Below are 15,030 nucleotides of genomic sequence, written 5' to 3' on the forward strand. Positions count from 1 at the left end.
TCCAGTAAATTACTTCTCCTTGTTCGGTTTTACCCAAGTATTCGTGAAAGCAGGTCTTATTCTTCGGGTATACTTTTAGAGTACGATGAAGAGTAGGGAGATTGTCCCCAAAAAGGAGATATGGAAATATGCATATGATCATTAGAAAAGAAGAAGCGAAGGATTATGAAGCCGTAAAGAAGATAGTACAACGTGCGTTTGAATCTATGGAATTCAGTGATAAAAAAGAGCATGAACTCGTTGCCAGGATCCGTACATCGGAAGCGTTCATCCCTGAATTATCTTTAGTAGCGATAAATAAAGAGAATGATGAAGTCATCGGGCATATTCTTTTTTCAAAAATTAAAATCGTGGGTGAAGGAAAGACAGCAGAATCTCTAGCACTTGCTCCTGTTTCTGTACTACCCCAATATCAGAATCAAGGTGTCGGTAGAAGGCTTATTGAAGAAGGAATACAAGTAGCGAAAGAGTTGGGGTACGGTTCGGTTATTGTTTTGGGTCATCCCGAATATTATCCGAAGTTTGGATTTAAAAAAGCATCCCTATGGGGAATAAAGGCACCATTTGAAGTTCCGGATGATGCATTTATGGCACTAGAGCTTAGTGTAAATAGTCTTAAGGATCAATCCGGCGTAGTAGAATATTCGGTAGCATTTTTTGAAGCATAACAATAACGTCTGTAAGGTATTACGTTATAAGTAACTATTATAGGGATTGGGGGCGATATCTATCATGGATGAAAAGAAAACGAAGGTTGAGTCGGTTGATGAATATATTTCTCAGTTTCCAGCTGAGATCCAAGAAATCCTTCAGAAGCTCAGAAAGGTAATAAAAGGAGCTGCCCCAGAAGCAGTGGAAAAGATAAGTTATCAAATGCCTACCTTTGCGCTGAGTGGGAATCTAGTTCATTATGCTGCTTTTAAAAATCACATTGGCTTTTATCCGGCTCCAAGTGGTATCGAGGCTTTTAAAGAGGAATTATCCGGATATAAGGGGGCAAAAGGTTCTGTCCAATTTCCGCTGAATCAGGAACTTCCCTATGAATTAATCAGCAGGATTGTACAGTTTCGAGCCGCTGAGAATAAAGAAAAAGCAGCAGCTAAAAAGAAAGGTAAGGAAAAGTAAGATTACGGCTGTATGGACAGTTGACCTATTGTCATATTTTACCTCTATGTAAAAAGTTACACAAGTGTTGAAATCTCTTTTGTGTGAGGTTACGATGGCTTATGATGGGCTCGTTTCATTATTTTGGAATGAGAGGAGAGAGTTCTCTTTCCCTGAAAAACTTACAACTTAGAGGAGAAGACTGCATGATGAGAAAGAAATTTGGGCTTCTTATGTTATCTCTGCTGATGGTATGTACCGTCCTTAGTAACGTGGCCCCTGCCAGTGCGGCAACTAAAAAGATCCAGGTATATCTAGATGGGAAGGTAATGAGCTTTTCTATTTCCCCTGAAATCAAAAATGGAGTCACTTTCGTACAGTTCCGTCCCTTATTTGAAGCCTTCAATTACACTGTCGCTTATAATAATGCGGCTAAACGAATTAATGCCAATAACGGTTCGACGAAAATTCAGCTGACGGTTGGACAGAAATCAGCTTATATTGATGGAATGAAGACAAGCCTTTCCGCGGCACCTTACATAACCAAGGGAAGCACGCTTGTTCCGCTTCGATTCGTAGCAGAAGCAACGGGTTATGATGTGAAATGGAATCAGCAGAACAAAACGATTCACATCTCAACTGGAATTGCGGATAGCAAGGTAAAAGCACAAGTCACCGAATTTTTCAAAAAACAGCAAGCGGCAGAAAATGAACGGAGTTTGGCGAAAGCGATGCAGCTGATTCACCCTGATGCTCCTTATTATGAGGAGATTAAAGAAGAATACCGCGATCAATTTCTTTCCAAAGCAAAAGTGGTCTACAGCAATGTAAATAACATTGAGGCGTATGGGGATGACATTTACGCGACCGTTACTCGAACACGAAGTTATATCAGCGGTCCATTCTTCTGGGATTCGGTAGAAACCTATGAAGTGAACTTGATGAAAATGCCGAATGGTACGTTAAGACAGTATGATTTGTACTACGAGGACTACTATTATGCAGCTGAGGATCTCATCGGCACTCAAGTTCAAGTACCAGTAGATACGGAAAAAGCAATCATGGAGACCATAAATAACCAATACCAAGGATTTAACGAAAAAAATACAGCGTTACTTCTCTCCTCGATGGACCCTTCATCTGCACTCTATGAGATGATGCAAGCTATGATTGATGAGGGTCTCCTAAAAGCAATTAATTTTGATATGTCTGCGAAATTTATGAGTGTCATTAAGTACACCGGGAATACTGCGATTCTGTATGCAGAAGAAACAGACAAAATTTTGAAATTAGATATGGAGAGCTTGTACTATCTCGTGAAAAATAAAGAAGGAAACTGGCTCATTTATGATACCGTTGATATTTCAAGCGTTGAAGATGAATTCAAATACGACGTACTTTCGTAATTATTGAAATCTGAATCTTGGAGAAAGCCCTGCAGAACTGCAGGGCTTTTCTTATAATGATTAGGAAGTTGCGTATCCTGCTAACTTTTCAAATCCTTTTTTAAGTAATAGTGAGTATGACCGCCTGCATTATTGATAGATCCGTATACTTCATAGCCATATTTCAAATAGAAGTCGAGTGCTTGGAAGCTAAGGGTATCGAGTTTAATGAAATCGCATGATTTCTGCCTGGCTATTTCCTCGATCTCTAACAATAACTTCGAGCCATAACCAAGTCCGCGAATCTGTTCATCCAGAATTAGATAGTGGATCTCCAGCCAGTTCCAGCAAATATCTCCCACAATTCCACCCAGCGTTTCCCCGTCTTCGTTTTTTACAAATAGGTTCAATTCTTCATACCGATTACTCAGTTCTTTAGAAAAGTGAGCATGATTAAATGCAATCAGCTTATTACGTACATGGGTCCTATCTTCATGACTATGTTCAGCAGAAATCTGCAGTTCCATGATTCATCACTCCTTTGTATCATAATATCAGATCTTTCAAATCTCATAAGAACTTACCTTATTTCGAGCGTAACGGGAAAGTAAAAAATGTTTTATATTCATGTTTCGGCGTAGATACCCGTGACTTTAGTCATGGGAGGAAGCGCCGTTGGTGGAAGCCAACAGACCTTCTGTAATTTGGCTGTAATTTTTTTATTTTCTTTCACTAAAGTATCTGATATCGTATTATTAGTGAAAGATGGTGAATCTAGTTGTCTACAATTACTGCAAAGATACAAATTTACGTTTCAAGTGAACAAGTTAACTCACTTTCAATTACGACAAATGCATATCGCAAAGCCTGTAATTGGTTATCTGCGAAGGTGTTTGAAACAAAAGAATTAAATCAAGCTAAGCTCAATTCAAGTTTTTATTCTACCTTGAGAGAAAATTTTCACTTAAAAAGTCAAATGGCGCAATCGGTTATGAAAACAGTTATTGCTCGTTATAAATCCGCTAAATCCAATGGCCATGAGTGGTCGTTAGTCACCTTTAAGCAACCTGAGTATGATTTAGTTTGGAATCGTGATTATTCCCTTAACGAGAATCGATTTTCTGTAAACACGTTAGACGGACGTTTGAAATTTCACTTTGAAAAACAAGGCATGAAGCATTACTTCGATGGCACTTGGAAATTTGGAACTGCAAAGTTAGTCCACAAATATAACAAGTGGTTTTTGCATATTCCTGTGACAAAAGACTTTGAAAAAATTAGCAACACAGGCATTAATAACGTTGTCGGTATTGATTTGGGCTTAAACTTCTTAGCTTCAACTTATGACAGTAAAGGGAAAACTGAGTTTTTTAAAGGCAGAATCATTAAGCACAAACGAGGACAATTCAAAACACTTCGTAAGCAATTGCAACAACGTAAAACCCCTTCTGCTCGTAAACGTCTAAAAAAAATTGGTTCAAGAGAAAACCGTTATGTTCGTGATGTTAATCATCAAGTAACAAAGGCACTCGTTGAACAATATCCAAAAGGGACGTTGTTTGTATTAGAAGATTTAAGCGGCGTTCGTAACGCTACCGAAAAGGTGAAAGTGCGCAACCGGTATGTAAGCGTCTCATGGGCATTCTATCAATTTCGTGAACTACTTGAATATAAAGCCGTATTACACGGACATAAAGTAATGATAGTAAACCCTAAGTACACTTCTCAAACATGCCCTAAATGCGGACATGTTGATAAGCGCAACCGTAACAAAAAACAGCATACTTTCGAGTGTCGTAATTGCCATTACAAATCAAATGATGACCGTATTGGTGCTATGAACCTGTACAGAAAAGGCGTGGAAGCCATGAGTGCAGTTACTAGTTAAGCATGTCTTTTCTAGTAGGGGCGAAGTCAACCGTCCTTATGTTCCAACATTCTAAGGTAGGAGTACCAATAGGTACGTCTGCACTACTGGTTAGGAATAAGTTTAAAAGGCTTGTATGAAATACAAGCACCGTCTACATTGTAGACGGAGACAAGCTCGTGACTTTAGTCATGAGTTGTTGACTTGTACCTGATTTTCAAAGGTATCCTAAACTCTCTAAGCGAATGTAACAAGGATACGACAAATAGGCTATAACATGGAGAAAAAAAAGGAGCTGAGATCTCTGTTACGTGACATGGAATGGATACAGAAAGACCCTTTACTGGATGAGTTGTTAGCTCAAAATCCACCGATTATTGTACAGCCCATGACTCAAGGAATGGAAGCAGAAGTAACCAAACTATGTATACAGGATAATCGTTTTATTCTGAAAGTGTGGAACAAAGTTTCTAAGCCGAATATTGATTATCAGTACCGATTGTTATCAGGATTATATGAGCAAGGTTTACCTGTATCGAAGCCTCTGGGGTGGGGAAGAAAACGTTCTGAACAAAAGGAACAAGTACTGTTTACCTATGATGATGGCGGAGAACTACAAGATTATAGTGAAAAGAAAATGCAGGAGATCGCGGCTCTTTTATATCAGATTCACCAGGTGAATGTGGAGAAACTACTTCCGCTGACACTTCCTAAATACGATTTTTTTGCTTATTATTTTCCCGATCTTGATCAGCATCCGGATCTATTAGCTGTGGTAACTGAAGTGGCATCCGTAACTTCTATCGAACACTGTCATTTCATTCATGGTGATTTTCACTTAAATAATTTGGTAGAGAAGGATGGACGTATGACGATCATTGACTGGACGAATGGACAGCTTGGTGATCCGAGGTTTGACTTTTCCTGGTCTCTTTTTCTAAAGCGAATCTATATGCCTTCTTTCCTTGCCGAAGCTTTCTCTAATGCTTATCTCTCCTTACATCCTATTCAAGAGGAAGACAGAACTACATTTGAAGCTATCGCTTATTTGCGCTGGATTCTGCTTAACCGGTTTGCACAAGGACCGGAAGGAATAGACCTCATGAAGAAAGCAAACGACATTGCTGCCCGTAATCCGTTCTTAAAAGATCTAAACTTGCAGGGATAGGCCGGAACGTAGGAAGAATAAGATGAATGACAAGGAGGAGAATATGGATCCCATTTTTGACTCGTTTCCTATTCTGAAATCAGAGATTCTTGTACTTAAGAAAGTAGAAGAGGAACATGTGGATGAATTGTTCGAAATATACAGCAATGACGTGATATTTAGATACTGCGGAATCCTTCCGAGACATAACAAAGACACGGTAAGGAAAATGGTCGGGCACTTTGAGCGAGACTTCAATAAACAGACCCGTGTAAAGTGGGGGATTTTTGCTAAGGATCAGCAGGATCGGCTGGTTGGTATTATTGAGGTATTTGATCTTAATCGCAAGGTGAACATGGCCATGATGGGTTACTTCTTAGCAGAGGCTTATTGGGGCAGGGGATATGCAACGGAAGCGGTTCGCTTGGTGCTTGAATTCCTGTTCCTGCGCGCAGGTATTAACCGAGTTCAGGCAGATGTGATGCCGCAGAATGAAATCTCCAAAAAGGTGCTCCTGAAAAACGGTTTTATAAAAGAAGGTACTCTCAGACAAGCAGCACTTTGGTCCGGCAAAGGGGTAGTGGATCGGGAAGTATTCGGTATATTAAAAGAGGAGTATTGTCTCTCAAAATAAAACAAAGAAGCAGAGCCTATGATAGGCATCTGCTTCTTTTAACAACTGTATGTCGTTATTGATGCAACGTATATTTCTCATTTGCAGCTGTGTTTTTTCTCTTGCTGAATGCGTTAGGCAGCATAATTAAAGCAGGTACCAGCATCGGAAGTAAAATGAAGCAGAGTACAAGGAGACCCGCAATGACTGCAGAAGCCAGTTCAATCAGCAGGACAAGTCCTGATGGGATGAGTGTGGCAAAGGTGCCGCCGAGTATAATCATGGCGGAGATGATGACGCCGCCAATATTTTTGGCTGATTCCACGAGTGCTTTTGCAGGGTCCAGTTCCCCGTATTCTTTGTAGCGCATCATGAAGAAGATACTGTAATCGACTCCGACCGCCACAATAATGATGAAGGAGAAGAAGGGAACAAAGGATGATACGCCGTCAGCACCGAGGATCTGATAGGTAACCAGGTTCGTTGCAGCCATGGCAACAAAGTAAGAGACAATTAGAGACAATACAATATAGATGGATGGCAGAATGGAACGAATGACAAACAGCAGTACAAGGAATACCCCGATTATTACGATCACTGCTGTTCCGTTAAATGACTCCAGCTGTACTTTATTGGTGTCATAAGTTGTTGAGCTTGGTCCTGCTGCTCCAAATACTGCTCCGTCTAGTACGGTTCCTTTAAGTCCCGAAGCAACGGTATCGTTAATCTCTTCAATGGTGTCCATCGCTTTCTTGGAATAAGGATCATCATTTAAAATAACCATCAATTTCGTAATTTTACGATCTTCGGACATGAAATTATCAAGTACCTGGGCAAAATCTTCTCCTTCGAGCGCTTCTCTAGGAATGAAGAATGTTTTCGAAGATTCAAACTGCGTTAGGAATTCATTGGTTTTTCCAAGTCCCTCCGAAATATCTTCAAGCCCATTTCCACTTTGATGAAGTCCATCTTTTAATGAAGTTAGACCGCCGGAAAACTGAGATAAACCGTTACTCAGTTCTTTTTGTCCCTGGTTCACTTTAGCCAAAGCGGCATTTAATTTATTCATATTTGCAGCAATCTCATCCGCGCCGCCAGCGCCTTGATTCAGGCCAGTGCTCAGTTGTTTTGCTCCGTTTTCTAATTCCTTGAGGCCGCTGAGGATTTGTCCCTGAGCACTGTTAATTTGATTCAGACCACCAGCAGCTTGTTTGAAGGCACTATTAAGCTTGCCATAGTTCTCGTTGAGCTGTGTCAGTCCACCAGCCCACTGGGCGATGCCGCCTTCGAGTGCCGCACCCTGTGTCTTCAGCTGCACATAGGTATCATCTGATGTTAGTTCACTATGGGCAGCACCGAGGGCCGTAATCAGTCCGTTAATCCCTGTCATACCTTGCTGAATAGCGGGCAGCTGCTTCGCTAGTGATTCATATCCACTGCCAAGCGCCGTATATTGTTTTTGGATCTCACCGAGTCCGCTAGAGACTTGTGCTGAGCTCTTTTGTATGGAAGATAGTCCAGTGCGAATCTCGGAAATCCCCGAAGAAAGTCCGGTTGCTCCGGAAGCACTGTCACTTATACCGCCTCCAAGCTCTTTCACCGCATCTGTCAGCTGCTGATAGCCTGATGTAATCTCTCCCGAACCGGAAACTAGCTGATCTACTTCGGAAAAGTCAGGTGTAGTGAGTCCTGCTTCCATCTGTGAAATTCCATCTTGGATCTGATCGACCCCGTCCCTAGAAGCTGAGATTCCATCCGTTATAGCTGAGGTCTGGTTATCGGTATACAAATCCGGAATTTCCTCAAACTGCGGCTGCGTTACACTCGATACGCTGTCAACTCCTTCAAGCTGATTAAGGGAGTGGGTAATGGAATCAATTACAGCCAGGGCATCATTGTTATCCAGCCTCTCATCATTTTGAATGACTACATTCGTAGGCAGCGCCTGACCTTTACTGAAGTTTTCTGCGACAAGGCTGAACCCTTTTGTTGAAGGGTAGGCATTACCGAGTTCTTTCAGCTGATCAAAAGAAAGCGTCTGTTTGCTGAACATGAGCACAGGAACCATGATAATTATAATAAGCGCGGTAGTAATCACCGGATATTTTACTGATATGGTAGCGAGCTTGGTCCAGAACTTGCTGTCTTTATGGCCGTTATTTTGTTTGGCAGGCCAGAATAGCTTTTCCCCAAGTGTCTTCATAAAGAAGGGGGTCAAGGTATAAATCTGCACAATTAATACAATCGCACCAATGGCAACCACGTTCGCGGATTTGTAAATCCCAAAGTTTGAGAAACTGAGTGCAGCAAACGCAATAAATACGGTTAATGTACTGTAAAGAATGGTTTTGCCTGCCGTTCGGAACGTAGTGAAAATAGCTTCATCAATCGTTGCACCATGAGCAAGTTCCTCTTTAAAGCGGTTGAATAAAAGAATGTTGTAGTCGGTACCGATCCCAAACAGAATGAGGACAAGCAGCATCTGCGTTACGCTGGTGATCGGGAAATTCAATTTTTCAATAATTTGTGCTGCAATGCCCATGGATACGAGATAGGTAATCCCCACCGTTAGCAGCGAGATAAAGGGTATGAGCAGTGAACGGAACATAATAATAAGAACGGCCAGAATGAACACAACGGTCAATAAAGCACTTTTTTCTACACCTGCCGTTGTTGCTTCTAAATAATCGTTCTGTATAAAATCTTCACCGCTTAGATAATAATCAGTATCTATCTCAGCGAGTTCTTGTTCAAGTTGTTCCTTAATAACGGCAACTTCACGATCTCCTTTATCGAGACTGAAGCTGACCATAAGGGTCGTTCCATTCTCGGAGAGAAGAGAGGATTTCGCCTCTGGGGTAGAAAAAGGATCGATCATATCGTGCACACCGAGTTCAGCACTATGATCTCGTATGTTCTCTATACCTGCTTCAATCTGAGTCAGATCCGTATCAGACAGTTTATTTTCATTATGAAAAACAATAATATCGCTTGTGCCTTGATCTCCTGTCATTTCTTTTAGCAGCTCACTTGCTACTTTGGAAGGACTGTCTTTGGTGAGCGGATCTTGGCCTCTCTCATGCAGAATCGCGTTGACATCTGGCTGAAATACAGTGAGTAAGCTTGCGCTAACCAGCCAGATGGCTAGAATAAGCCAGCGCCACTTTAGTATCTTTTGCATTCGAACATTAACTCCCTTGATTATGGAATAGTGGCATTGCTTGAGGTATAGAACATTAGTAAACAGGCGTTCATTATAATGCTAAAAAAAGAGATGTGCTTTCTATTAAAGATTAAATCATTTGAGACGCACCAATAGATTAGGATTTCTCCCCATCCTTCATTCACTCTGAAGAGGTGAATCCAAAAGATTGGAATAGAGCCCAATTATCCGCTCGGCAGAGGTGGACCTATTGGCTTGGAGATACCCCTAAACAATGATCCACTCAGCTGAGATGAACTATTGTTTAGGAGTACCGCAGTTGGAGAGAAATTCGGGTACTTCTAAACCTTCACTCACTCGTAGAGAAGAGGCTAAGATTTGGAAGTACTCGCAAACCTTCATTCACTCGTAGAGATGAATCTAAGCTTTGCGAGTACTCGCAATTTTTTTATCACTAATTAAGATGATTAAAAGAATTGCGATTACTCGCAAACCTTCATTCACTCGTAGAGTTGAATCTAAGCTTTGCGAGTACCGCAATTAATTTTCTCCGCAATCCCCACGGAGAACACCTGCAGCAGCTCATCAACAAGATATTTAATAGTTGCTCCATCCCGGTGATCACGGAGAATTAGGCATACCCCTTCAATGATGGTGACGGCTAGCATTTGGATAGTTAATTGATCTTCAGGGACCAAGTCCGTTGTTTCCCGAGTAACCTTAAATACCTTCTCAAGAATCTGAATAACAATCGCAATAAGATCCTGTTTTGCCGATGCGTAAGCCGAACCTTCACTTAAGGTTAATAAGATTTTGATCTCTGTACTTGAGTCTTTCAGCAGTTCTACAATGGTCTCATCCACCATTTTGATATACTCGAATACCTCGTCACTGTGAATGGTGAAGGTATTCTCTATTTCTTCCTTAATTGCAATGGTGTACGAAATAAACTGCTCATGTGCACTGCCCATCAGGGCCTGGAATAAATCATCCTTGTTCTTAAAATAGCGATAAATGTTACCGGTTGTTATTCCCGCTGCAGTCGCAATTCGTCTCATCGAGGACTGCGCATACCCATATTGTTCAAATTCAGATAGGGCTGCGCTTAGAATATTATTTCGGATTTCTTCTTTTAAGATTTGCATTAATGAACACCTGTTTACTTTTATTGGAATAACGAAAGTATAGTCGAAAAATGGACTTTCTGCAATCATTACCACAAAAAAAGAAATACTTCACGACCCATACTCGCATAATCATGCTATACTATTGGGCGATGTTGTAAATACACAATGAAAAAGAGATGATCCTTTGAGTAATCTAGTTCCTATGTATAGAGAAAAATCTAATACATTCTTGAATAAATATTTTACTGGAAAGACGCTTGATTTCAGGCAGATTATCGCGATTATTATCCCGATATTTGTGGATCAGGCTTTTATTATTTTAATGGCGCTGCTAAATACAGCGATGATTGCATCATCGGGCGTTGCTGCAGTAAGTGCCGTGAGTATGGTCGATTCGATCAATATTTTTCTCGTTAACGTATTTGTTGCGGTAGCCACAGGGGGAACCGTCATTGTTGCTCAGTATAAAGGGAGCCGCAATGAGGAGATGGTATCGAAATCGGCTACACAGGCCATTACGGCAATAGCGATTCTTTCCATAGTCATATGCGGGCTGGTCATTACTTTCCATAACCCTATCCTGAATTTATTATTTGGTAAGGCGGAGGCAGAAGTTTTTGAGAATGCTCGAGTCTTTCTTATAGGCAGCTGTATTTCTTATCCGTTTATTGCGATATTTCAGGCCGTAACCGGTGTTCTACGCGGGGTAGCAGAGACGAAGGCTTGTCTAGGCTTGTCACTCATCATGAACCTTACGTATCTTGGACTGAATATTTTGCTTATTACTATATTCGATATGGGAATTATGGGTCTCGTTATTTCCATGATTACAGCACGGGTGCTGGGCATGTGTATCTCGATGTATTATCTGATCAAAATAAACCAGACTCTAAAATACAAGATCAAAGAAGCTCTAAAACTGGATTTTTCAATTCTCAAAAGGATTATGGCGGTAGGCATTCCATTTGCCGCTGAGCAGATGTTCTTTAACGGCGGGAAACTGCTTACTCAGACGTTTATTGTTCAGCTCGGGACGTTAGCTATTACCGTAAATGCAATCAGCGGCTCCATATCGCTCTTGTTTCAAATTGGGGGCAGCGCGCTTAGTATCGCCATTGTCACCGTAGTTGGGCAGTGTATTGGTAATGGCAATATACCGGACGCAAGGAAATTTATTAAGTCGTTCATGGGCTTGTCGACAGCATTTTTTATTTTGGTTGCTGCTATAATCCTTCCGCTGTTTCCGTTCATCGTGGGATTATTCTCGCCGCCGGCTGAGATTGTACCTGATATCTTTGCACTTACACTGCTGATTGCAATTGTTCAGCCGATCTTTTGGTCTATTAGTTTTATCCTTCCTTCTGCACTGCGTGCAGCTGGAGATTCAAACTTTACTTCTTTAACTTCGTTATTGTCAATGTGGGTTCTCCGTGTATTTTTAGGATACTTCCTAGGAATTACGCTAGGACTTGGAATTATGGGGGTATGGATTGCTATGGTCACGGAGTGGAGCATTCGTGGGGTGATTTTCTGGATTCGTTTCCGCGGGGACAAATGGTATCGTCGTAAACTGATCTAATCTGATATTTTCATTGGAGAGGGCTGAATTGTCAGCTCTCTTTTTTTGCATTCAATAACATTTATCACACTCATATTAACAACATCTTAAGTATTTTCCTTATTTTGTACTAAAAATATCATAAAATGTCTAAACTTGAATTATTCATTTCGATTCGTGAGTATGATAAATTAAAAAAGGTTTGTACGGACCAATAACTGAGGGAGGCTTTCATATATTGGATTGGCAAGAGATATTGTTTAAGTTTGTCGGGGGACTCGGCATCTTTCTATTTGGTATCAAATTTATGTCAGACGGACTGCAGAAATCAGCCGGAGACAAAATGCGCGGGATTTTGGAAAAGTACACCACAAATCCGATATTGGGCGTTCTAGTTGGAATTATCGTTACTTGTTTAATTCAGTCCTCTTCTGGGACGACAGTAATGGCAATTGGACTTGTAAACGCTGGACTTATGACACTTAGACAAGCAATTGGGGTTGTACTTGGTGCGAATATCGGTACAACAATGACTGCTTTTATCGTCGGGATCAAAATTGAAGAGTATGCGCTGCCTATTATTGCAGTAGGTGCCTTCTTTTTATTTTTCCTGAATAAGAAGAAATTTCAATACATTGGCCAAGTCATCTTTGGTTTCGGGATGTTGTTCCTTGGACTATCTACCATGAGTGGTGGAGTGAAACCGCTTAGGGAATTGCCCGCTTTTACTGATTTTATGATTCAAATGGCAGATCAGCCTGTACTTGGACTTCTTGTCGGTACCATCTTTACGATGGTCGTACAGAGTTCAAGTGCAACGATCGGAATTCTGCAGACGATTGCGGATGAAGGGATGATCAGTCTCAGCGGATCTTTGCCGATCCTGTTTGGTGACAACATCGGGACAACGATTACAGCGGTGCTCGCATCTATTGGTGCGTCGATCGCAGCAAGACGTACGGCGTTAGTACACGTTATTTTTAACGTTTGCGGAGCCATCATCTTCACGCTTCTGCTGCCTGTCGTACTTTGGGTCGTGCTGTGGATTGGAGAAGGCGTGAATATTCGGATGCAGATTGCATATGCCCACGGATTGTTTAACGTGACGAACACCCTTATCTTCCTGCCGCTGATTCCTGTACTCGCATGGATTGTAACCAAAGTCATTCCAGGCAAGATGGATGAGATTCAGTTTAAACCGATCTATCTCGATGATCGTCTACTTGCCACACCAGCGGTCGCATTAGGACAAGCTCAGCATGAAATTGTGCGTATGGGTCAGTATGCAAGAGAATCGTTGCAGGATGCAACGAAGTTCTTCTTTGATCGGGATACGAAGTATGCCGACCTTGCCTTGCAAAAGGAAGAGCTTATTAATGAGCTCAATCGCAAAATTACGGATTATATCATTCGAATTCACCAGAAGAACGGACTGCCGGCAGGGGAGTCGGAAAAAGCTTCTGGTTGGTTCCAAACCGTTAGTGATATTGAGCGAATCGGTGACCATGCGGAGAATGTAGTAGAACTTGCGGAGTTCAGTATCAATAACAAGATTTTGTTCTCGGAAGCGGCTACGAAAGAACTGCAAGAAATGATGGAAGTGGCAGATCAAACGGTAGAGAAGGCGCTCGTTGCTCTGGAAGGACAGGACACCGAGGCAGCTAAAGCCGTGTTGGAACTGGAAATGAAGTTGGATGACCTTGAAGTTGTGTTCCGCAAAAATCACATCATTCGTCTAAACCAAAATATCTGCTCAAGCAGTGCAGGAACCATTTATTTGGACTTGCTTACGAACCTTGAACGGATCGGAGATCATTGTAAAAATATTGCTCAGTTCGTGCTTCACGAACAGCACTAAAGAAGAAGGAAACCGTTCTTTCGGCGATAGCTGAAAGGGCGGTTTTTTGTGTCGATCTTTTCTATGCTAGACGACAAATATCAAGTCCTAAAAAGAAGGAGATCTATATGATGAAAGAGAAATAGCAGCTAATATAGTACATAGGGGGTTATTACATTATGAAGATAGAACGGAATCATATTTCCGACATCTTAGCTTTATATCGTATGACGGATCCCATTACAGAACTAACCTATTTTATTGAACGATATTATATCGATCCGAATACTTCTACCCCTTGTGTCAAAGTGATTGTAAAAGCTAATTTTGAAAATGCTGATTCGGTTGTAGTGAAATGTATTAATGAGGAAGAACATCCTGGTCATATCATTGAACAGCAAAGTGTTTTCTCCGAACATATGCGCACGAACGGGATCATTACGCCAAGAAGATATCCAGCAGCTGGAGAAGAACAGGCGTTATGTTTAACTTACTTTATAGAAAATACTCCTCTCATCGTATCAGTGGAAGAATATATTGGAGAGGAAATTCGAAAAATTGATCTCCGCACCGCTTATAAAATCGGAAGATTAATGGGGGAAATGCACCGAATTGCGGAGAGAGACAATCTACATATGGAAGCAAACTCTATCTTTGACGTCATCGGATACAATGAAGCCAGTGGATATAATCGTTTCAAAGAGCTTGGAGAAGCAGGTCATCTACAGCTGGATAAGTATCAACAAATTACAGAGATGTACGAGCATAGAATGAAGAATTTACATACCGTGTGGTCAGGACTTCCAAGATTTGCAACGCAAGGAGATTACTCTATTAACAACTTAACATGGGTCGGAGAAGAGATCGGAATTTTTGATTACAATATTGCTGGTGAAGCGACTTTGGTTGGAGACATGGTAACAGAAGGATTGCTCACTGCATATGAGATGGATTTAGCAGAAGGGCTGACCAGGGAAGATAAGCTGAGGTTATTTGATTCATTTATTGATGGTTACCGAGACATGAGGAAACTACATGATGCTGAGCGGAGAGTACTAAATGATCTATATGCGGTGGTGTCCTCCATGTGGTTTACGAGCATTCGTTACCATGAAGATTCATTGGAGAAACTGTTGGAACGTGCGGAGCTAGATAAAATAAATACTCTTCTCGAAGAGATGAAGCAGATACTCAGCCGAGATTATTTTAGAGTTTAATACCAATATATT

At 41.2% G+C, this 15,030-nt stretch carries 12 protein-coding genes; 9 read left to right on the top strand and 3 right to left on the bottom strand.

Annotation, left to right across the window (positions count from 1 at the left end; genetic code table 11):
• Window positions 1-128 precede the first annotated feature (128 nt).
• From QPK24_RS03550 to QPK24_RS03560, 3 genes are all read left to right on the top strand, one after another.
• On the top strand, window positions 129-668 hold the full coding sequence (locus QPK24_RS03550) for a GNAT family N-acetyltransferase (RefSeq protein ID WP_285746223.1): 540 nt from the start codon (window positions 129-131) through the stop codon (window positions 666-668).
• 64 nt (window positions 669-732) lie between these two features.
• Window positions 733-1,125: an iron chaperone gene (locus tag QPK24_RS03555; RefSeq protein ID WP_285746225.1), complete on the top strand. Its 393-nt coding sequence runs from the start codon at window positions 733-735 to the stop codon at window positions 1,123-1,125.
• A gap of 185 nt (window positions 1,126-1,310) precedes the next feature.
• Complete coding sequence (locus QPK24_RS03560) at window positions 1,311-2,510, top strand: copper amine oxidase N-terminal domain-containing protein (RefSeq protein ID WP_285746227.1); 1,200 nt, start codon at window positions 1,311-1,313, stop codon at window positions 2,508-2,510.
• Between the two features lie 80 nt (window positions 2,511-2,590).
• On the opposite strand, the gene QPK24_RS03565 is transcribed toward QPK24_RS03560, so the two are convergent.
• On the bottom strand, window positions 2,591-3,016 hold the full coding sequence (locus QPK24_RS03565) for a GNAT family N-acetyltransferase (RefSeq protein ID WP_285746229.1): 426 nt from the start codon (window positions 3,014-3,016) through the stop codon (window positions 2,591-2,593).
• A 251-nt stretch (window positions 3,017-3,267) separates the two neighbouring features.
• On the opposite strand from QPK24_RS03565, the gene QPK24_RS03570 reads away from it, so the two are divergent.
• The 3 genes from QPK24_RS03570 (at window position 3,268) to QPK24_RS03580 (ending at window position 6,137) form a co-directional block, all read left to right on the top strand.
• On the top strand, window positions 3,268-4,377 hold the full coding sequence (locus QPK24_RS03570) for an RNA-guided endonuclease InsQ/TnpB family protein (protein WP_285746231.1): 1,110 nt from the start codon (window positions 3,268-3,270) through the stop codon (window positions 4,375-4,377).
• A gap of 256 nt (window positions 4,378-4,633) precedes the next feature.
• Window positions 4,634-5,524, top strand: a complete 891-nt coding sequence (locus QPK24_RS03575) for a phosphotransferase (protein ID WP_285746233.1) — start codon at window positions 4,634-4,636, stop codon at window positions 5,522-5,524.
• A gap of 43 nt (window positions 5,525-5,567) precedes the next feature.
• Window positions 5,568-6,137: a GNAT family N-acetyltransferase gene (locus tag QPK24_RS03580; protein ID WP_285746235.1), complete on the top strand. Its 570-nt coding sequence runs from the start codon at window positions 5,568-5,570 to the stop codon at window positions 6,135-6,137.
• Window positions 6,138-6,192: 55 nt separating this feature from the next.
• Here QPK24_RS03580 and QPK24_RS03585 read toward each other — a convergent pair whose 3' ends face one another.
• Window positions 6,193-9,297, bottom strand: coding sequence for an MMPL family transporter (locus QPK24_RS03585; protein ID WP_285746237.1), 3,105 nt, complete (start codon window positions 9,295-9,297; stop codon window positions 6,193-6,195).
• 500 nt (window positions 9,298-9,797) lie between these two features.
• A complete protein-coding gene (locus QPK24_RS03590) occupies window positions 9,798-10,424 on the bottom strand; it encodes a TetR/AcrR family transcriptional regulator (RefSeq protein ID WP_285746239.1) in 627 nt (208 codons plus the stop codon).
• 184 nt (window positions 10,425-10,608) lie between these two features.
• On the opposite strand from QPK24_RS03590, the gene QPK24_RS03595 reads away from it, so the two are divergent.
• The 3 genes from QPK24_RS03595 (at window position 10,609) to QPK24_RS03605 (ending at window position 15,018) form a co-directional block, all read left to right on the top strand.
• On the top strand, window positions 10,609-11,985 hold the full coding sequence (locus QPK24_RS03595) for an MATE family efflux transporter (RefSeq protein ID WP_285749068.1): 1,377 nt from the start codon (window positions 10,609-10,611) through the stop codon (window positions 11,983-11,985).
• 217 nt (window positions 11,986-12,202) lie between these two features.
• Entirely contained in the window at window positions 12,203-13,822 is a 1,620-nt protein-coding gene (locus QPK24_RS03600) for a Na/Pi cotransporter family protein (RefSeq protein ID WP_285746242.1), read from the top strand.
• A gap of 158 nt (window positions 13,823-13,980) precedes the next feature.
• Window positions 13,981-15,018 (top strand): aminoglycoside phosphotransferase/kinase family protein, encoded by a 1,038-nt coding sequence (locus QPK24_RS03605; protein ID WP_285746244.1) that lies wholly within the window; start codon window positions 13,981-13,983, stop codon window positions 15,016-15,018.
• Window positions 15,019-15,030: the final 12 nt, after the last annotated feature.

It is taken from the genome of Paenibacillus polygoni, from assembly GCF_030263935.1.
Lineage (GTDB): Bacteria > Bacillota > Bacilli > Paenibacillales > Paenibacillaceae > Paenibacillus > Paenibacillus polygoni.

What these genes read in the sequence shown, in the direction of transcription:
- QPK24_RS03585 (WP_285746237.1), bottom strand. Translation starts at nt 9,297, where the DNA reads ATGCAAAAGATACTAAAGTGGCGCTGGCTTATTCTAGCCATCTGGCTG.
- QPK24_RS03590 (WP_285746239.1), bottom strand. Translation starts at nt 10,424, where the DNA reads ATGCAAATCTTAAAAGAAGAAATCCGAAATAATATTCTAAGCGCAGCC.
- QPK24_RS03595 (WP_285749068.1), top strand. Translation starts at nt 10,609, where the DNA reads ATGTATAGAGAAAAATCTAATACATTCTTGAATAAATATTTTACTGGA.
- QPK24_RS03605 (WP_285746244.1), top strand. Translation starts at nt 13,981, where the DNA reads ATGAAGATAGAACGGAATCATATTTCCGACATCTTAGCTTTATATCGT.
- QPK24_RS03565 (WP_285746229.1), bottom strand. Translation starts at nt 3,016, where the DNA reads ATGGAACTGCAGATTTCTGCTGAACATAGTCATGAAGATAGGACCCAT.
- QPK24_RS03550 (WP_285746223.1), top strand. Translation starts at nt 129, where the DNA reads ATGCATATGATCATTAGAAAAGAAGAAGCGAAGGATTATGAAGCCGTA.
- QPK24_RS03580 (WP_285746235.1), top strand. Translation starts at nt 5,568, where the DNA reads ATGGATCCCATTTTTGACTCGTTTCCTATTCTGAAATCAGAGATTCTT.
- QPK24_RS03560 (WP_285746227.1), top strand. Translation starts at nt 1,311, where the DNA reads ATGATGAGAAAGAAATTTGGGCTTCTTATGTTATCTCTGCTGATGGTA.
- QPK24_RS03555 (WP_285746225.1), top strand. Translation starts at nt 733, where the DNA reads ATGGATGAAAAGAAAACGAAGGTTGAGTCGGTTGATGAATATATTTCT.
- QPK24_RS03575 (WP_285746233.1), top strand. Translation starts at nt 4,634, where the DNA reads ATGGAGAAAAAAAAGGAGCTGAGATCTCTGTTACGTGACATGGAATGG.